We start from the raw sequence: 18,217 nt of genomic DNA on the forward strand, positions 1-18,217 counted from the left end.
CTCGCGCCGCAAACGCGCGGATGTGGACGGCTGGGCCTGTGGAGGAACAACCGCCCTCGTGAGGGGCCGTCACGCGCCGCCGCGGGCTCACCACGCTGGGCATAATCTAGGGGCATGACCGACGCGCCCGCCGACTCCGTCTTCCCCGCCCAGAGCCCCGCCGAGAGCGGTGCCCAAGGCGCCTTCCCGCACCTCGACTCGGAGGCTCTCGCCGCGCTCTCCGCGGAGACTCTGGCCGTGGCGGCGGGGCGGCCGGAACGGGGACACGACACCCCCGTGAACCCGAGCGTCGTGTTCTCCTCGACTTTCGTCGGCATGGGCGCGGTCGGCGAGGGCGCCCGTGGCTACGCGAGGTACTCGAACCCGACGTGGGAACCGTTCGAGGAGGCCGTCGCGCGGCTCGAGGGGGCCGAGGTCCCCGCGCTCCTGTTCTCCTCTGGCATGGCCGCCGTGGCCGCCGCGCTGAGCCTCATCCCGGTCGGCGGGGTCCTCGTGGCGCCGGCCCATTCGTACTCGGGCACGCTCGGGATCGCCCAGAGCAAGGGGGAGCGGGGCGAGCTCCAACTCCGCTCGGTCGACATCGCGGACACCGAGGGAGTCATCGCCGCGCTCGACGGCGCGAGCCTCCTGTGGGTCGAGAGCCCCACAAACCCCATGATGGAGGTCGCGGACCTGCCCGCGCTCGCTGAGGCGGCCCACGCGGCCGGCGCACTCGTCGTCGTCGACAACACGTTCAGCACACCGCTCGGCCAGCGCCCGCTCGCGGTGGGGGCCGACGTCGTCGTCCATTCGGCGACCAAGTACCTGGCCGGCCATTCCGACGTGCTCCTCGGCCTCGCCGTGACGGCGAAGGACGAGCTGCGCGCGCGCCTCCTCGGCCACCGCACGCTGCACGGGGCGATCGCGGGCCCCATGGAAGCCTGGCTCGGCCTGCGCGGCCTCCGGACGCTCGCGCTGCGCGTCGAGCGCTCGCAGGCCAACGCGGCCGAACTCGCGCGGCGGCTTGAGGGTCACCCCGCGGTGCGCCGCACGCGTTACCCCGGGCTCGTCTCCGATCCGGGCCACGAGCGCGCGGCCGCGCAGTTCTCGGGCTTCGGCTCGATCATCAGCATCGAGCTCGACGACGCGACGTCCGCGGACGCCTTCGTGGCGTCCCTCGCCCTGTGGCTCCCCGCGACGTCGCTCGGGGGCGTCGAATCGACGATCGAGCGGCGCCGTCGGCACGCCGCCGAGCCGCTCACGGTTCCGGAGGGACTCGTTCGGCTCAGCGTCGGGATCGAGAACGTCGAGGACCTCTGGGCCGATCTCGCGCAGGGCCTCGACGCGCTGGACTGAACCCCTCGCCGCCGAGTGGCCCCGCACTCGGTAGGCTTGGACCGTGAGCGGCCAACTTCTCATCTTCTATATCGACAACACCGTCGGGTACCTCGTCTCGCTCGTGTGTGCCGTCCTGTCGGTGTGGGCGTTCGTTGACTGCACCATCCGCAAGGGCCCCGCGTTCCAGGCGAGCTCGAAGCGGACCAAGGGCTTCTGGCTCGGCCTGACGGGCGCCGCGACGTTTGTCACGGTGCTGTCTGTGCTCGTCCCCACACCCTTCTTCGGCCTGAGCCTGTTCAATATCGCCAGCGTGACGATCGCCGGCGTGTACCTCGCGGACGTGCGCCCCGCCGTCACCTCGCGCTGACCGCGCCGTGGTGCAGAAGGCGCGCCCGGTCCGGGCGGCCCGCGGCCGGCCAGTGGGCAACGTCACGCGGGGCACCACGAACCCCAATCGCATGCGGCGCGTCGACCGCTGGATCACGGGGGCGCACGCGCGCCGGCTTCGCTCGTTCCCTCGGGCCCCGCTCGCCGTCGACCTCGGCTACGGCGGTCACCCCGCGACCGCCGTCGAGCTCTTCGACCGGCTCCGGGCGGTGCGCCCCGACTTCCGCCTCACCGGCGTGGAGATCGAGCCGGGCCGGGTCGAGGCGGCCAAACCGCTCGAGCGCGAGGGGCTTGACTTTCGGCTCGGCGGATTCGAGCTCCCCGTCGAGGAGCGGCCCGCGCTCGTCCGCGCGTTCAACGTGCTTCGGCAGTACGAGGAGACCGACGTCCCCGCGATCTGGGAGCTCGTCTGCTCGCGGCTCGCGCCGGGCGGGCTGTTCATCGAGGGCACGTGCGATGAGATCGGCCGTCGCGCGGCCTGGGTAGCGCTCGACGGCGGCGGCCCCCGGACGCTCTCCCTCGCCGCGCGCTTCGGCTCGTTCGAGCGGCCGTCCGACGTCGCGGAGCGGCTCCCGAAGGCGCTCATCCACCGCAACGTCCCAGGGGAACGCGTCAACGCGTTCCTCGGCGCGCTCGACGACGCGTGGCTCGCCTCCGCTCCCCTCGCTGCCTTCGGCACGAGGCAGCGCTGGATCGCGATGGTCCGCGCCGCCAAAGAGGCCGGTTGGCCGGTGCTCCACGGGCCGACGCGCTGGCGGCTTGGCGAGCTCACGGTCGAGTGGGACGCCGTCGCGCCGGGCTCCTCATCCTCGTCATGAGACCGCCTCTCAGCGGACGCCTCGATAGCATGGCCCCATGACTTACACGCTGATCCTGCTGCGCCACGGGCACAGCGACTGGAACGCCAAGAACCTGTTCACTGGTTGGGTTGACGTTGACCTCAACGACCAGGGCCGCGAGGAGGCTCAGCGCGGCGGGGAACTGCTCGCGGAGAAGGGCCTCAACCCTGACATCCTGTACACGTCCCGGCTCAAGCGCGCCATCAACACGGCGAACATCGCCCTCGACGCGGCCGATCGCGGCTGGATCGACGTCAAGCGCTCGTGGCGGCTCAACGAGCGTCACTATGGTGCGCTCCAGGGCAAGGACAAGGCCCAGACGCTCGCCGAGTTCGGCGAGGCCCAGTTCATGGAGTGGCGCCGCTCGTACGACGTCCCGCCGCCCCCGCTCCCGGACGACTCAGAGTTCTCCCAGGCCGGCGACCCGCGCTACGCGGACCTCGGCGACGACCTCCCGCGCACCGAATGCCTCAAGGATGTGCTCGTCCGCCTCCTCCCGTACTGGGAGTCGGAGATCAAGGAGGACCTCAAGGCGGGCAAGACGGTCCTCGTGACGGCCCACGGCAATTCGCTCCGCGCGCTCGTGAAGCACCTCGACGGCATCAGCGACGCGGACATCTCTGGCCTCAACATCCCCACCGGGATCCCGCTCGTGTATGAGCTCGACGAGGACTTCAAGCCCACCAACCCGGGCGGCACCTACCTCGACCCCGCGGCCGCGGCTGCGTCGATCGAGGCGGTCAAGAACCAGGGCAAGAAGTAGCGCAGCGGGGTCACGCCTCACGCCGAAACCGTCTCCTCCGCGCTACGACCGTTCCAACGAGGCACAACCGTCCAGCGTGACCAACGGTTATGCCTCCGAGGGGGGCCATGGTGCGGGAGGAACGGTTATGCGCCCCACAACGGACGACGGCGGCCGCTCACCGAGGGGGCCCACAGCGCCGAGGGACCCGGAGCACGCCCAGCGTGCTCCGGGAGGCGCTGGGGAGTGAGCGGCCGCCGTCGTACTTCCACGTGTTGCGCCGTCAGGTTTGCGGGGTGCCGCACCGCGCAAACGTGACGGCGCAGCCGGAACGTGAAGCCGGGACGTCAGTTCGACGTCATGTCCCCGTCCCACTCGCCGGTCACGAGATACGAGACCTTGCGGCTCACGGAGACGCCGTGGTCTGCGAACCGCTCGAAGTAGCGGCTCGCGAGCGCGGCGTCGACGGCGAGTGCCGGCGAGCCCGTCCACGAGGAATCGGCGATGGCACGGAAGACGCCCGCGTGCAGGTCGTCGATCTCGGCGTTGGCGCCCTGGATCTTCGCGACGAGGGAGAGATCGTGGGTCTCGAGGAGCTCCGCGACGTCAGCGATGATGCTCCGGTCGAGCTCGGCCATGCGCGCGAACGTCTTGGTGAGCGACTCCGGGACGGCGCTCTCGGGGAAGCGCAACCGCGCGAGCTGCGCGACGTGGCGGGCGAGGTCGCCCATGCGCTCGAGCGAGGCGCTCATGCGCAGCGAGCCGACGAGCGTCCGGAGGTCGCTCGCGACCGGGCCCTGAAGGGCGAGGATGTCGATCGCGCGCTCGTCGAGCGCGCTCTGGCGGAAGTCGATCCGAGCGTCCTCGGCGATGACCTCTTGGGCGAGGTCAACGTCCGCGCTCTGGAAGGATTCGATGGCCTTGTCCAGCGCGGTCGCGACGAGACGGGCGATCTCCACGAGATCGTCGTGGACCGACTTGAGCTCTTCCTGAAAAACTTTGCGCACGGCGGTGTCCTTTCCTCGGTGCTCCGTGTCGCTGCGCACGGGCGCGGGAATGCCGTCCCGTCCGATGCCTCGCGGGGTGCTTCGACTCGTCACACTCTCAGCGGCAGATGAATACTTGCCACCTGATACGTGAACGATACGTGAACCGGGGCTTGAGCTCGTGCACGCGGTCTGAGCACGTCGGGGCCCGCCCCTAAGCTAATGGTGTGGATCCTCTCGTCGTCGGCATCGTCGCGGGTCTTCTTGGCCTGTCTTTCGGCGCCTTCGGCGTCCTCGCGTTCCGGGCGAGCGAGCGTCAGCGTGCCCTCCTCGAGGTCGCCCCTGGGGAGGCGACTTTCCCCGAGGGTGCGGCCGATGTGCTCGCGGTGCTCGGCAAGGCGTTCGTGGTGGTCGACGCAATCGACAGCGTGGTTCGCGCCAGCCCGGCGGCCTACGCGTATGGGCTCGTCCGCGGGCACACGGTGGTGCACCGCGAGCTGCTTTCGATGACGGCGAAGGTTCGCGGCAACGGAGTCGTCATCGAGAAGCAGTTCGAGCTCCCGCGGGGTCCGCTCGGCCAGGGCACGATCATCGTCTTGGTCCGCGCGGCCATGCTCGGCGAGGAATACATCCTCCTCCTCGCCGACGACCGCACGGAGATCACGCGCACGGAGCGCATCCGCAACGACTTCGTGGCGAATGTCTCGCACGAGCTCAAGACGCCGGTGGGCGCCATCTCCCTTCTCGCGGAGGCGCTAGAGGCGAGCCCCGACGACGAGGACGCTGTGCGTCGCTTCGCGCAGCGCATGCACAAGGAGTCGACGCGCCTTGCGGCGCTTGTGCAGGACATCATCGAGCTCTCGCGTCTCCAAGCCGCGGATATCGTCCATCAGGGCAAGGTCGTGGACGTCAACGAGGTCGTCGCGGACGCGGTCGACCGGTCCAGGCTTGCCGCGGAAGCCAAGCACATCTCCGTGGTGGTCGGAGGCATGAGCGCTCATAGGGTCTACGGCGACCCGGATCTCCTGGTCAACGCCTTCCGCAATCTCATCGACAATGCGATCCGCTATTCTCCCGGGAACACGAAGGTCGGCATCGGCATCCGGGACAAGGACGGCCTTGTCTCGGTGTCCGTTGCGGACCAGGGCGACGGCCTCAAGCCGGAGGACCAGGAGCGCGTGTTCGAGCGTTTCTATCGGGTGGACGCCGCAAGGTCGCGGCAGACGGGCGGCACGGGCCTTGGCCTGAGCATCGTCAAGCACGTCGTGGAGAACCACGGCGGCGAGGTGACCGTGTGGTCGCAGCTCGGCAAGGGCTCGACCTTCACGGTGCGGCTGCCCCAGATGGAGGAAGACCAAGGTGCTGAGAGCCCGGAACCGGGCCGGCGCCAGGAAGGGGCCACGCGGCCCCCTGAGCAAGGAGCGATCGCTTGAGCAGGATCCTGATCGTGGAGGACGAGGAATCGTTCAGCGACCCCCTGTCCTTCCTCCTCGGTAAGGAGGGCTACGAGGTCGAGGTGGTGGACAACGGCACAGACGCTCTCGTGGAATTCGACCGGAATGGCGCCGACCTCGTCCTTCTGGACCTCCAGCTGCCGGGCACCCCCGGCACCGAGGTCTGCAGGCAGCTTCGCCAGCGTTCGAATGTGCCGGTCATCATGCTGACGGCCAAGGACTCGGAGATCGACAAGGTTGTGGGGCTTGAGCTCGGCGCGGACGACTACGTCACGAAGCCGTACTCGTCCCGCGAGCTCGTGGCGCGCGTGCGCGCCGTCCTTCGGCGGCACGGCGAGCCCGAGGAGCTCATCTCGTCAACGGTTCAGGCCGGGCCCGTGCGCATGGACGTCGAGCGGCACGTGGTGAGCGTCGACGGCGAACAGGTGGCCCTCCCGCTCAAGGAGTTCGAGCTGCTCGAGATGCTCCTGCGGAACTCGGGGCGCGTCCTGACTCGCGGGCAGCTTATCGATCGTGTGTGGGGTTCGGACTACGTCGGGGATACGAAGACCCTCGACGTCCACGTCAAGCGGCTCCGCAGCAAGATCGAGCCGGACCCCTCAAGCCCGCGCTTCCTCGTCACGGTGCGTGGCCTCGGCTACAAGTTCGAGCCCTGACAGGCCCTCCAACTTCAACTGTCATCGACTGCTCCGTAACCGTCGTTTTGAGGGCTCAAAACGACAGTTACGGAGCAGTCGTTCTCTTGGGACGGCAGACGACGGCGGGCGCTCACCATCTGGGGTGAGCGGCCGCCGTCGTGCGCTGCTTGGCGAGCCTACTTGCTCGGGGTCGCGGAAGGCGTCGCCGACGCCGAACCCGACGCGGAGCTCGAGGCCGAAGTCGAGCTCGAGGCGCTTGAGGTGGCGCTCGGCGATGGGGTCGGCAGGTACGTGCGGTAGTCCGCGATGGTGCCGTCGAGCACGGGAACCTTGACGCTTTGGCTCGTGCCGCCCGCGTTGACCTTGACGTCCACGAGTGAGCCGGGGACCCCACCCACGTGCGAGAAGTCGACCGGGGTGGAAGTGGTCTCGAGGCGGACCTCGCCGTTCTTCGGGATGGTCACGGACACGGTGTTCGACGACGGGGTCGACAGCGACACCGTGAGGTCCTGGCCGGACGTGTTGAAGAGCGTGCCGATCATGCGGCCCGGCGCGTTCGCGCTGGCGGACTGCGAGGAGCCGGACTTGCCGGTCGAGGCGATGAGCACGTTGCGGAGCTGGACCGACCCGACGTCGGCGCGGATGCCATCCGACGCCGAGTACTGGATGGACGTCTGCTGAGGGTTGATGTAGCCGCACCCGGTGGCCGTCAGCAGACCCAAGCCCAGAGCGGCTGCAAGAGCAACGCGCGTGGCCGGGGTCGAAGCAGTGAAACGCACAGCTCGCTCCTGTGTCGATGGTGTCTGAGGTCTGATCGCCCCTAGCGTAGCCCGACTTTCGACAGATCGTAGATTCCGCGACGCCCGCGTGTGTGACGTGAAGCACTTTCTTGACGATTCGTCAAGCCCGGCTGGCCCCTGCGGCAATCGCTCTCCCGCGTCATTCCGCCGATCGCGGGGCATCCTCGGGCCGGGGCCTTCGGTCGGTCGTGATAGACTGGCTTGCGGGAAAGGGGAATGTCCACATGGTTTTTGAGGTTGGCGAGACGGTTGTTTACCCCCACCACGGTGCAGCCAAGATCGAAGAGATCAAAATGCGCACTATCAAGGGCGAAGAGAAAATGTATCTCAAGCTCAAAGTGGCTCAGGGTGACCTGACGATTGAAGTACCAGCTGAGAACGTGGACCTTGTAGGGGTCCGCGACGTTGTGGGCAAGGAAGGCCTCGAGCACGTGTTCGACGTCCTCCGCGCCGAGTTCACCGAGGAGCCGACCAACTGGTCACGCCGCTACAAGGCCAACCTCGAGAAGCTCGCATCCGGCGACGTCATCAAGGTTGCCGAAGTGGTTCGCGACCTGTGGCGCCGCGACCAGGACCGTGGGCTCTCCGCAGGTGAGAAGCGGATGCTGGCCAAGGCGCGTCAGATCCTCATCTCGGAGCTGGCCCTCGCGGAGAAGACCGATGAGGAGCAGGCCGCGACCGTCCTCGACGAGGTTCTCGCCTCCTAACCGCAAGGTTTCGGAAGGCCCCCAGCTTAGGCTGCGGGGCCTTTTTGGCGTTCTGGGGGCCGTTCTCTCCGGCTTCTCTTCCGGATTCCCCACGTTCCGGCGCCGCTCATCGGTATGTGGGGCCGCGTGGCGGCGAGTCGTGGTCCTCGACGGCACAGAAATTGGGGACGGCGGCGTGACGCTACGCTTGAGCCCGTGACCCCCGCCAACGTCCCAGCCGACGCCTCGCCCGAGCCGCCGCTCGCCGTCGTCGTCGTTGCCGCCGGAGCCGGCACCCGGCTCGGGCACGGGATCCCGAAGGCGCTCGTGCCGGTTGCGGGGGAGCCGATGCTCGCCCATGCGCTCCGCGGAGCGGTCGCGGCGGGCATCGCGCGCCAGCTGTGCGTCGCCGTCCCCGCGGACGACGACGAGCTCGCGGCCGTGTGCCGAGCGTTCGCCGAGCAGCTCGCGGCCACCGGGACGCCCCTCGAGGTGACTGTGGTGCGCGGCGGCCAGACGCGGGCTGACTCCGTGCGCGCGGCGCTCGGGGCCCTCCTGCCTGGCACCGCTCATGTCCTCGTGCACGACGCCGCGCGGCCCTTCACGCCCCCCGAGGCGTTCCGCCGCGTCGCGACGGCCCTGCGTCGCGGGGCCGCGGCCGTGATCCCCGCGGTGCCGGTTGTCGACACGATCAAGAGTGTCGCCGTGACGGTCGGGGAGTCCGCCTACCTGGCCGATGAGATCGTGACCGGGACCCCCGCGCGCGAGCAGCTGCGCGCCGTCCAGACCCCCCAGGGCTTCGACGCGGAGACCCTCCGGCACGCCCACGAGACTGCGAGCGGGTGGCCCGCCGAACGCGCCGCGGCCATCACGGATGACGCGATGCTCATCGAATCACTCGGCCTGCCCGTCTACGTGGTCCCGGGCGACGCCCGCTCCCTCAAGATCACCACCCCCATGGACCTTCGTCTCGCCGAGATGCTCGTCGAGGGAGCCTGCACGCCCCAGGAGGCCCCGTGACAATTCCCCGCACCGGAATCGGCGTCGACGTGCACGCGTACGCCCCCGAAGAAGCCCCCCAGCCGCTGTGGCTTGGCGGCCTCCTGTGGGAGGGGGAGCGCGGCCTCGCGGGCCACTCGGACGGCGACGCCGTGGCCCACGCAGCCGCCGACGCGCTCTTCTCCGCCGCCGGCCTCGGCGACCTCGGCACGCATTTCGGCACCGATCGGCCCGAGTATGCGGGTGCCTCCGGGGTGCGGCTGCTCGCGGAGGCTGCGCGGATCGTGCGCGCGGCGGGGTTCGAGATCGGCAACGTCGCCGTCCAGCTTGTGGCCCAGCGCCCGGTGTTCTCGCCGCGCCGGGACGAGTCGCAGCGTGTGCTGAGCGAGGCCGCAGGGGCGCCGGTGACGGTGTCCGCCACCACGAGCGACCACCTCGGATTCACCGGCCGGCGGGAGGGCGTCGCGGCCGTCGCGACGGCGCTCGTGTATCTGCTCGAGGAGAGCTGATCGGCCGCGGCCCCGGCCGTCGCGGCACGCTCGGGTCGGCGCGTCGGCTCTGGTGCAGGTAGACTTGTAGGCCGTTCCGTCCCCAGCCAAGGAAGAACCCCGCATGAAAAAGAGCTCGATCGCAGTCGCCCTTGCCGTCACGGCCACGATGCTGCTCACCGCGTGCGGCGGTGACGGACGCATGAACGTCCAGGACAGCTGCAAGTACCTCAACAGCGACACGTTCAAGCCCACGGGGACGCAGCTCCAGCAGGCCAAGCAGATCGCGGATCACTACGCGGACGTCGCCAAGAAGGTGGACCCCTCGATCGCCGGCTTCATCCAGACCATGGCGGACCTCGAAAAGAAGGCTGCCGATTCGGCGACGGGCGTCGTGGGTGCGGACCAGCAGAAGCAGATCGGCGACGCGCTCAACAGCGTCGGCAAGGTCTGCGGCGGCTGAGCCGGCTCACCCCACCCTCCCACCCGACTACGCTTATCCCGTGACCCTGCGCTTCTACGACTCCGCCTCCGCCGAAGTCCGTGACTTCGTGCCGCTCGTGCCCGGTCAGGCGACCGTGTACTACTGCGGCGCGACCGTGCAGGGGTCCCCCCACGTGGGCCACGTGCGCTCGGCCATCGTGTTCGACCAGCTCACACGCTGGCTCGCCTACCGCGGCTACGAGACGATCGTGGTCCGCAACGTGACCGATATCGACGACAAGATCCTCGCGAAGAGTGCCGATTCGTTCGCGCCGGACTTCGTCCCCGAGAACTCGTACATTCCGCGCGAGCAGTGGTTCGCACTCGCCTACCGCTACGAGCAGGAGTTCGAGGAAGCGTACGAGACGCTCGGCGTCCAGCGGCCCACCTACGAGCCGCGCGCCACGGGCCACATCACCGAGATGCACGAGCTCATCGCGCGGCTCATCGAGCGCCACCACGCGTACCCCGCGCAGGACGGCTCGGGGGACGTGTACTTCGACGTCCGCTCGTGGCCCGCGTACGGCTCGCTCACGCGTCAGAGCATCGACGACATGCAGGCGGCGACGGACGCCGATCCTCGCGGCAAGAGGGATCCGCGCGACTTCGCGCTGTGGAAGGGCCACAAGGCGGGCGAGCCCGAGACGGCGAGCTGGCCGTCGCCGTGGGGCCGCGGCCGCCCCGGCTGGCACCTCGAGTGCTCCGCGATGGCCACGAAGTACCTCGGCGCGCGCTTCGACATCCACGGCGGCGGGCTCGACCTCCGCTTCCCCCACCACGAGAACGAGCTCGCGCAGTCCGCGGCGGCCGGCGACGGCTTCGCGAACTTCTGGATGCACAACGGCATGGTCACGTTCGAGGGCGAGAAGATGTCGAAGTCGGTGGGCAACGTCATCGCCCCGGGCGAGATGCTCGAGCTCGCGAGCCCGCGCGTCGTCCGCTACTACCTCGGCCAGGCCCACTACCGCTCGGTGCTCGACTATCGGCCCACGTCGCTCCAGGAGGCCGCGGCCGCCGTCGAACGCATCGACGGCTTCATCGCGAAGGCGAGCGCGAAGCTCGCTGGCAAGGCGGCGGACGACGGCGCCTGGGCACCGGCGGCGGGCCACGTCCCGGACGCCTTCGCGGCCGCGATGGACGACGATCTCAATATCCCTCAGGCGCTCGCGGCGCTGCACGAGGCCGTTCGCCGCGGGAACACGGCGCTCGCCGACGGCGACGCGTCCGCTCAGGAGACGGTGCGCGAGTCGCTCCGCGAGGTCCTCGCCATGACCGCCGTGCTCGGCCTCGATGCCGCGGGCGGCGGACGGCGCCCGCGTCCGACGGCGCGGCGAACCACGCGCTCGGCGTCCTCGTCGCGGCGCAGCTCGCCGCCCGCGCGGAGGCCCGCGCCGCGAAGGATTGGGCGGCCGCCGATGCGATCCGCGACCGCCTCGCGGCCGCCGGCATCGCGGTCGAAGACCACGCAGACGGGGCCACCTGGAGCCTCGCGCAACCCCAGATCACCACCACCGGAACGGGAGCATAGATGGCCGCGAACGGGCGCCCCGGCGCGCGCAAGACCAATAAGAAAGGTGCGACCGTAGGCACGGGAGGCCACGGGCGAAAGGCCCTCGAGGGCAAGGGACCCACCCCCAAGGCCGAGGACCGCGTCTACCACAAGGCCCACCGGACCAAGGAGCTCGCCGAGCGCTCCGCGGCGAAGCGCCAGGGCCAGCCGGGCCGCCTCGCCGCGGGCCGCAGTGCCGGCCGGCCCAAGGCCATGGAGGAGATGGTCACGGGCCGCAACTCCGTGGTGGAGGCCCTCCGCGCTGGCGTGCCCGCGAAGGCCCTCTACGTGGCGATCCGCATCGAGCAGGACGACCGCGTCCGCGAGTCCATGAAGCTCGCGTCGGAGGCGGGCATTCCGCTCCTCGAGGCGCAGAAGCCCGAGCTCGACCGCATGACGGGCGACGCCATCCATCAGGGCCTCGCGCTGCAGGTCCCCCCGTACGAGTACCCGGACGCGTTCGAGCTCGTCGAGGACACGATCGAGAAGTGGAAGAAGGGCCACGTCGCCTCCACGCCGCTGTTCGTTGCGCTCGACGGCATCACGGACCCCCGCAACCTCGGGGCGATCATCCGCTCCGTCTCGGCCTTCTCGGGTCAAGGCGTGGTGGTCCCCGAGCGCCGGAGCGTCGGGATGACGGCCGCGGCATGGAAGACGAGCGCAGGCGCCGCCGTGCGGGTTCCGGTGGCGAAGGCCGCGAACCTCAACACGCTGCTCCGCCAGGCCAAGGACGCGGGCTACTTTGTGCTCGGCCTCGATGGCGACGGCGATGTGCAGCTCCCAGGGCTCGCGCTCGCCACGGAGCCGGTCGTCGTCGTCGTCGGCTCCGAGGGCAAGGGCCTCTCACGGCTCACGCGCGAGCTGTGCGACCAGATCGTCTCGATCCCCATCGACTCGCACATGGAATCCCTCAACGCGGGCATGGCTGTGGCGATCTCGCTCTACGAAGTCTCGACGCGCCGCGCCGGTTCGAGGTGACCGCGATGCGCGTCGCGCTCGTCCAGCTGACCACGGGCCGCGAGCTCGAGGCCAACCTCGAGTTGATTCGCGCCGGAACCCGCGAGGCGGCGGGGCGTGGTGCCGGCATCGTGGTCTTCCCCGAGGCGAGCATGCGAGCGTTCGGCAATTCGCTCGCCGACATCGCCGAGCCGCTCGACGGTCCGTGGGCGGCGGCGGTGCGGGCCGCCGCGGACCAGGCCGGCGTCGTCGTCGTTGTGGGGATGTTCACGCCGGGGCACCCTGGGGGCGAGAACAACACGGTGCGGAACACGCTCCTGGTCCACGGACGCGGCATCGACGCGCATTACGACAAGATCCACCTCTATGACGCGTTCGGCTTCAAGGAATCGGACACCGTGACGGCCGGCACCTCGCCCGTGCAGTTCACGCTCGACGGCGTGACGTTCGGGCTCGCGACGTGCTACGACGTGCGCTTTCCCGCGCTGTTCACGGCGAACGCTGCCGCCGGTGCGCACGTTCAGCTCGTGTGCGCGTCATGGGGCGCGGGGCCCGGCAAGGCGGAGCAGTGGGACCTGCTCGTGCGTGCCCGCGCGGCGGACTCCACGAGCTACGTCCTCGCGTGTGGCCAGTCCGAGCCGGGTGCCGCGGGAGTCGAGGCCCGCCCCGGCGCGCCGACCGGAATCGGCCGGAGCGCCGTCGTCGGCCCCTACGGAAACGTCATCGAGCGGGCCGGGGACGCCCCCGAAATCCTCTACGCGGACATCGACACCGCGGTGGTCGACGACGCGCGCCGCACCCTGCCCGTCCTCGCCAATCGCGTCACGCTCTGAGCCCCCGGGACCTTCGGCCCTGGCGCGGCCAGTAGGATTGGCGCTGATGAGCAGCAACATGACGATGCCGCTGGCCTTCGTGGTCACCCCATCGCAGCCGTTTCCGCTCGGGCTCACGCCTGCCCGAAGCGCCGAGCAGCAGGCTGCGCAGACGGTCAACCTTGCCGTCTACGCGCCCGGGCTCGACGCCGTCGACGTGCACTTTCTCGACGCGGACGGCGTGTGGCACAAGGAGCCGCTGCCCGAGCTGACCGACGGTGTGCACCACGGACTCGTAGCAGGCATGCCCGAGGGAACCCGCTACGCGTTCGCCGCGCGCACTGCGGGCGACGGCAAGGTGCCCGGGCCCGGCGCAGCCGAGCTGCTCCTCGATCCGTACGCGCGTGCCGTCGCCAGCGTCCAGCTGCCGCGTGGGAAGGGCGAGCCCGACGGCGAAGAGCTCCTGGGCGTGCGCGTGCACGAGCATTTCGACTGGGGCGGGATCGCGAAGCCAACCGTCCCGTGGCGCGACACGATCGTCTACGAGGCCCACGTGCGCGGCCAGACCATGCGGCACCCGGACATCCCCGAGGAACTCCGCGGAACGTACGCGGGCATGGCCCACCCGGCGATGATCGAGCACCTCCAGCGGCTCGGTGTGACGACGATCGAGCTCCTGCCGATCCACGCCCACCTCGACGAGATGCATCTCCAGGACCTCGGCCTCGCGAACTATTGGGGCTACAACACCGCGGCGTTCTTCGCGCCGCACCCGGCGTACGCGACGCGCGCCGCCCAGGTGGCAGGCCCGCAGGCGGTCCAGGACGAGCTCAAGGGCATGGTCAAGCTCCTGCACCTCGCCGGCATCGAGGTGGTCCTCGACGTGGTCTACAACCACACCGCGGAGGAGGGGCCGGACGGCCCCTCGGTGAACTTCCGCGGCCTGGGGGACGCGAACTACTACCGGACGGACCCCGAGGGCCGGTACATCGACACGACCGGATGCGGGAACACCCTCGACTTCGGGAACCCCCGCGTGGTGCAGCTCGCGCTCGATTCGCTGCGCTACTGGACCGAGGAATTCCAGATCGACGGCTTCCGCTTCGATCTCGCCGTCACCTTGTGCCGCGACGCGCAGCACCAGTTCACGCCGCTGCACCCGTTCCTCGTCGCGGCCGCCGCGGACCCGGTGGTGTCGCGGGCCAAGCTCATCTCCGAGCCGTGGGACGTGGGCATGGGCGGTTGGCAGACCGGCCGCTTTCCCCAAGGCTGGGCCGACTGGAACGACCACTACCGCGACACCGTGCGCGACTTCTGGCTCGCGGACCGTGGCTCGATCGAGGCCGGCGGCCTTGGCGGCCCGACGGCGCGCCTCGCGGACGTCCTGTCCGGCTCGCACGGGCTTTTCGCCGCGTCCGGCCGCACGGCGCTCGCGTCGATCAACTTCGTCACGGCCCATGATGGCTTCACCCTCGCGGACCTCACGGCCTATCACCGCAAGCACAACGAGGCGAACGGCGAGCAGAACCGCGACGGCGCGACCCACAATCGCAGCTACAACCACGGCTTCGAGGGCCGGACCGAGGTCGAATCGATCATCGCCGCGCGGACCCAGACGGCGAAGAACGTCATGGCCACCCTCATGGTCTCCCTCGGCGTGCCCATGATCACGGCCGGCGACGAGTTTGGCCGCACCCAGCAGGGCAACAACAACGCGTACTGCCAGGACAACGAGACCACGTGGCTCAACTGGAACCTCGACACCGCAGGCCGCGAGATGCTCGATCACACGCGCTGGCTCATCCGGATCCGGCGGGACTTCCTCGAGCGCCAGCCGGCAAGCTACCCCGCGCGCGAGGAGAGCAACTACTTCCACTGGTACGGCTCGGACGGGCGGCTCATGGACCCCGACCGCTGGCAGGACCCGAACCAGCGGATCCTCCAGTTCCTGCTCGGCTCGCGCGAGGGCTACCTCGACGGGCTCGTGGTCATCAATGGCGGGCCCGAGTCCGCGGAGCTCGTGTTCCCGGAGGCGTTCGGGCACGACTACGCGTTCGAGCTTCGATATTCGACGGCGCCCCGCGGCGAGCAGCGCATCGGCACGGTGTTCGCGAGCGGTCAGGGCGACGTGGCCGAGCCGTGGTCGCTCGCGATCTACCGCGCGCGCCACGGCGCCCCCGGCACGCACACGAGCCCGTACGGCAAGACGCCATAGACCGGCGGCAAGCTCGGGCCATCGGTTGCGCCGTCACGTCCGCGGGGTGAATCACCCCGCGGACGTGACGGCGCAACGGGAGAAGGGTCAGCCCGCGTTGACCACGAGCCCGAGCTCGGCCTTCGACGCGAGCGCCTCGTGCCGCGGCATGACCCGAACGGTGTAGCCGAACGGCCCCGAGCGCTCGATCGTCACGGTACCGCCGTACAGGTAGCGGCCGTTTCCGAGCGTCTGGACGGCCTCGAGCTCCACGATGTGCGTGTCCGTGAGCTCGTCGCTCTCGTCGACGCGGCCGTACCCGATCTCGACGAGCACATCGGTGGGGTTGAGCACGCCGAGGTTGAGATACGCGTTGACGTGAAGCCGGTCGCCGATCTGCGGGACCTCGGACAGCCCGCCCGACTCGATGTGCTCGACGTGCACCTGCGACCAGTTGGTGCGCACGTGCTTGGTCCACGCCGCGAGCTCGCGTGCCTGCCGGAAGTCGTCGGCTCGCGCGGAGCGGCCGGACACGGCGGCGGGCGTGTAGAGCTCGCGGACGTAGTCGCCGAGCATGCGATCGGCCGAGACGGCCGGGCCGAGGTGGGAGAGCGTGTGCTTGATCATGGAGACCCAGTGCGTCGGCACCCCGTTCGTGCCGGCGGCAGAGGGGCCCGCGGCGCCGGCCGAATCGGCCCCCTCCGCCTTGCTCGAGGCGCCGTAGAAGCGCGGCGCCACGTGGTCCTCGATGAGCTCGTACAGCGCGGCCGCCTCGACGTCGTCGCGCTCCTGCGGGCTCGCCTTGTCGCCCGCGGTCGGGATGGCCCAGCCGTTCGAGCCGTCGTACATCTCGTCCCACCAGCCGTCGAGCACGGACAGGTTGAGCGAGCCGTTGATCGCGGCCTTCATCCCGGACGTCCCGCACGCCTCGAGCGGCCGGAGCGGGTTGTTGAGCCACACATCGCACCCGGGGAAGAGCGTCCGGGCCATCGCGATGTCGTAGTTCGGGAGGAACGCGATGCGGTGCCGCACCTCGGGATCGTCCGTGAACCGGACGAGATCCTGGATCATCTTCTTGCCCGCGTCGTCGGCGGGGTGCGACTTGCCCGCGATCACAATCTGGATCGGGTGCTCGGGGTCGAGCAGGAGCCGCTTGAGCCGCGCGGGGTCGCGCAGCATGAGCGTGAGGCGCTTGTACGTCGGCACGCGGCGCGCGAAGCCGATCGTGAGCACGTCCGGGTCGAGCACCGAGTCCGTCCAAGCCAACTCGGCGTCCGCGGCGCCGCGCTTCTTCCACGAAGCCCGCAGCCGCCGTCGTACGTCCTCGACGAGCCGCGCGCGGAGCTGCCGCCGCACGGCCCAGATCTCCTCGTCGCTCACGTTGAACACGACGTCCCAGCGCCCGCCCACGGCGGCGCCGGGCGCTAGCTCCTCGGCGAGGTCCGTGATCGACGAGTCGATCCACGTGGGCACGTGCACGCCGTTCGTCACGGACGAGATCGGCACCTCGGAGTGGTCGAAGCCCGGCCACAGGCCCGCGAACATTGCGCGGGAGACCTCGCCGTGAAGCTTGGCCACGCCGTTGGCGCGCTGCGCGAGCCGCAGGCCCATGACGGCCATGTTGAACACGGACGGGTCCCCGCCCTCGTAGCTCTCGCGGCCGAGCTCGAGGATCTTCCCGGTCGGGACGGACGGGGCGAGGCCCGCGTCGAAGAAGTACCTGATCTGTGCCGCGTCGAAGCGGTCGATCCCAGCCGCGACGGGCGTGTGGGTCGTGAACACGGTCGACGCGCGGCCCGCGACGAGCGCCTCGTCCCAGCTCAGCGGCTCCTCCGTGGCCATGAGCTCCTGGATCCGCTCGATCCCCAGGAAGCCTGCGTGCCCCTCGTTGGTGTGGAACACCTCGGGCGCGGGGCAGCCCGCGAGCCGCTCGTAGATGCGGATCGCCTTGACGCCGCCCATGCCGAGCAGGAGCTCCTGCTGGAGGCGGTGATCGCCGCCGCCGCCGTAGAGGCGGTCAGTGATGGCGCGGGCGCCGTCGTCGTTCGCGGGGACGTTCGAGTCGAGCAGGAGGAGCGGGACGCGACCCACATCGGCCCTCCAGATGTACGCGTGCAGCTTGCGCCCGTTCGGGAGCGGGAGGGTCACAACGGCAGGGGTGCCGTCCTCTTCCCTGAGCAGCGTGAGCGGGAGCGCGTCCGGGTCGAGGACGGGGTACGTCTCCTGCTGCCAGGCGTCCCGCGAGAGGGCCTGCTTGAAGTAGCCGGACTGGTACAGAAGGCCCACTCCGACGAGCGGCACCCCGAGGTCGGACGCCGCCTTGAGGTGATCGCCCGCGAGGATCCCGAGGCCGCCCGAGTACTGCGGGAGGACCTCGGTGATGCCGAACTCGGGGGAGAAGTACGCGATGCAGCGCGGCGCGTCCTCGCCGAGCGCCTGGTACCAGCGCGGGTCCTCGAGATAGCGGCGCAGGTCTTCGCCCGCGGCGGCCACGCGTTCCACGACGTCCGCATCCTCTGCGAGGTCCGCGAGCTTCTCGCGCGAGATCGAGCCGAGGAATCCCACCGGATCGTGGCGGCTCTCCTCCCACAGCTCGGAGTCGAGGCCCTCGAACAGCTTCCGGGTGGGCTGATGCCACGACCAGCGCAGGTTCGTGGCGAGAGCACCCAGCGCCGCGATGGGCTCAGGCAGAACAGTGCGTACGGTGAAACGACGTATGGCCTTCACGTGCGCCACCCTATCTGAGCCTGTCTCGACACTGAATACCATCCGGTAACGCGCCGGTGAATGACGTGTGGACTGCGGGCGTGCCGGTCACGTGGCCGCGTCACGTCCTTCGCATTCGGCAAGCAGGCGGACTATCGTGGCGGGTGTTTGACCCTTGCC

General features: G+C 69.9%; 16 protein-coding genes and 1 pseudogene. 14 read left to right on the forward strand and 3 right to left on the reverse strand.

Going from position 1 to position 18,217, the window contains the following annotated elements; translation table 11 throughout:
- The first annotated feature begins 114 nt into the window (after window positions 1-114).
- From ACOKR1_RS04300 to ACOKR1_RS04315, 4 genes are read left to right on the forward strand one after another with little or no spacing between them, the layout of a single operon-like run.
- Window positions 115-1,335: a trans-sulfuration enzyme family protein gene (locus tag ACOKR1_RS04300; RefSeq protein WP_422935520.1), complete on the forward strand. Its 1,221-nt coding sequence runs from the start codon at window positions 115-117 to the stop codon at window positions 1,333-1,335.
- A gap of 43 nt (window positions 1,336-1,378) precedes the next feature.
- The gene (locus ACOKR1_RS04305; RefSeq protein WP_422935521.1) at window positions 1,379-1,684 is read left to right on the forward strand and encodes a DUF2516 family protein; all 306 of its coding nucleotides are present in this window, start codon (window positions 1,379-1,381) and stop codon (window positions 1,682-1,684) included.
- Between the two features lie 7 nt (window positions 1,685-1,691).
- Entirely contained in the window at window positions 1,692-2,522 is an 831-nt protein-coding gene (locus tag ACOKR1_RS04310; protein ID WP_422935522.1) for a class I SAM-dependent methyltransferase, read from the forward strand.
- A gap of 37 nt (window positions 2,523-2,559) precedes the next feature.
- Window positions 2,560-3,306, forward strand: a complete 747-nt coding sequence (locus ACOKR1_RS04315) for a phosphoglyceromutase (RefSeq protein WP_422935523.1) — start codon at window positions 2,560-2,562, stop codon at window positions 3,304-3,306.
- Window positions 3,307-3,632: 326 nt separating this feature from the next.
- On the opposite strand, the gene phoU is transcribed toward ACOKR1_RS04315, so the two are convergent.
- Window positions 3,633-4,292: a phosphate signaling complex protein PhoU gene (gene phoU / locus ACOKR1_RS04320; RefSeq protein ID WP_422935524.1), complete on the reverse strand. Its 660-nt coding sequence runs from the start codon at window positions 4,290-4,292 to the stop codon at window positions 3,633-3,635.
- 206 nt (window positions 4,293-4,498) lie between these two features.
- Between phoU and ACOKR1_RS04325 the strand changes: the two genes are divergently transcribed.
- On the forward strand, window positions 4,499-5,704 hold the full coding sequence (locus ACOKR1_RS04325) for a sensor histidine kinase (protein WP_422935525.1): 1,206 nt from the start codon (window positions 4,499-4,501) through the stop codon (window positions 5,702-5,704).
- Window positions 5,701-6,381 (forward strand): winged helix-turn-helix domain-containing protein, encoded by a 681-nt coding sequence (locus tag ACOKR1_RS04330; RefSeq protein WP_415855702.1) that lies wholly within the window; start codon window positions 5,701-5,703, stop codon window positions 6,379-6,381. Before ACOKR1_RS04325 ends, ACOKR1_RS04330 begins: the two co-directional genes overlap by 4 nt.
- A 158-nt stretch (window positions 6,382-6,539) precedes the next feature.
- Here ACOKR1_RS04330 and ACOKR1_RS04335 read toward each other — a convergent pair whose 3' ends face one another.
- Complete coding sequence (locus tag ACOKR1_RS04335; protein ID WP_422935526.1) at window positions 6,540-7,142, reverse strand: hypothetical protein; 603 nt, start codon at window positions 7,140-7,142, stop codon at window positions 6,540-6,542.
- A gap of 245 nt (window positions 7,143-7,387) precedes the next feature.
- On the opposite strand from ACOKR1_RS04335, the gene ACOKR1_RS04340 reads away from it, so the two are divergent.
- The 8 genes and pseudogenes from ACOKR1_RS04340 (at window position 7,388) to glgX (ending at window position 15,352) form a co-directional block, all read left to right on the forward strand.
- Entirely contained in the window at window positions 7,388-7,870 is a 483-nt protein-coding gene (locus ACOKR1_RS04340; protein ID WP_066495480.1) for a CarD family transcriptional regulator, read from the forward strand.
- A 195-nt stretch (window positions 7,871-8,065) separates the two neighbouring features.
- Entirely contained in the window at window positions 8,066-8,869 is an 804-nt protein-coding gene (gene ispD / locus ACOKR1_RS04345; RefSeq protein ID WP_422935527.1) for a 2-C-methyl-D-erythritol 4-phosphate cytidylyltransferase, read from the forward strand.
- On the forward strand, window positions 8,866-9,357 hold the full coding sequence (gene ispF, locus ACOKR1_RS04350) for a 2-C-methyl-D-erythritol 2,4-cyclodiphosphate synthase (protein WP_422935528.1): 492 nt from the start codon (window positions 8,866-8,868) through the stop codon (window positions 9,355-9,357). Before ispD ends, ispF begins: the two co-directional genes overlap by 4 nt.
- A 103-nt stretch (window positions 9,358-9,460) precedes the next feature.
- On the forward strand, window positions 9,461-9,799 hold the full coding sequence (locus ACOKR1_RS04355; protein WP_422935529.1) for a hypothetical protein: 339 nt from the start codon (window positions 9,461-9,463) through the stop codon (window positions 9,797-9,799).
- 40 nt (window positions 9,800-9,839) lie between these two features.
- Window positions 9,840-11,347: pseudogene (cysS, locus tag ACOKR1_RS04360) on the forward strand (cysteine--tRNA ligase).
- Window positions 11,348-12,346, forward strand: a complete 999-nt coding sequence (gene rlmB / locus ACOKR1_RS04365) for a 23S rRNA (guanosine(2251)-2'-O)-methyltransferase RlmB (protein ID WP_415855413.1) — start codon at window positions 11,348-11,350, stop codon at window positions 12,344-12,346.
- Window positions 12,347-12,351: 5 nt separating this feature from the next.
- On the forward strand, window positions 12,352-13,158 hold the full coding sequence (locus ACOKR1_RS04370; RefSeq protein ID WP_422935530.1) for a carbon-nitrogen hydrolase family protein: 807 nt from the start codon (window positions 12,352-12,354) through the stop codon (window positions 13,156-13,158).
- A gap of 46 nt (window positions 13,159-13,204) precedes the next feature.
- Window positions 13,205-15,352 (forward strand): glycogen debranching protein GlgX, encoded by a 2,148-nt coding sequence (gene glgX / locus ACOKR1_RS04375; protein WP_422935531.1) that lies wholly within the window; start codon window positions 13,205-13,207, stop codon window positions 15,350-15,352.
- Between the two features lie 87 nt (window positions 15,353-15,439).
- Here glgX and glgP read toward each other — a convergent pair whose 3' ends face one another.
- On the reverse strand, window positions 15,440-18,058 hold the full coding sequence (glgP, locus tag ACOKR1_RS04380; protein ID WP_422935532.1) for an alpha-glucan family phosphorylase: 2,619 nt from the start codon (window positions 18,056-18,058) through the stop codon (window positions 15,440-15,442).
- Between the last annotated feature and the right edge of the window lie 159 nt (window positions 18,059-18,217).

The organism is Sinomonas sp. P47F7 (assembly GCF_049332655.1).
Lineage (GTDB): Bacteria > Actinomycetota > Actinomycetes > Actinomycetales > Micrococcaceae > Sinomonas.

What these genes read in the sequence shown, in the direction of transcription:
- ACOKR1_RS04355 (WP_422935529.1), top strand. Translation starts at nt 9,461, where the DNA reads ATGAAAAAGAGCTCGATCGCAGTCGCCCTTGCCGTCACGGCCACGATG.
- ACOKR1_RS04340 (WP_066495480.1), top strand. Translation starts at nt 7,388, where the DNA reads ATGGTTTTTGAGGTTGGCGAGACGGTTGTTTACCCCCACCACGGTGCA.
- ACOKR1_RS04300 (WP_422935520.1), top strand. Translation starts at nt 115, where the DNA reads ATGACCGACGCGCCCGCCGACTCCGTCTTCCCCGCCCAGAGCCCCGCC.
- ACOKR1_RS04370 (WP_422935530.1), top strand. Translation starts at nt 12,352, where the DNA reads ATGCGCGTCGCGCTCGTCCAGCTGACCACGGGCCGCGAGCTCGAGGCC.
- ACOKR1_RS04315 (WP_422935523.1), top strand. Translation starts at nt 2,560, where the DNA reads ATGACTTACACGCTGATCCTGCTGCGCCACGGGCACAGCGACTGGAAC.
- rlmB (WP_415855413.1), top strand. Translation starts at nt 11,348, where the DNA reads ATGGCCGCGAACGGGCGCCCCGGCGCGCGCAAGACCAATAAGAAAGGT.
- glgX (WP_422935531.1), top strand. Translation starts at nt 13,205, where the DNA reads ATGAGCAGCAACATGACGATGCCGCTGGCCTTCGTGGTCACCCCATCG.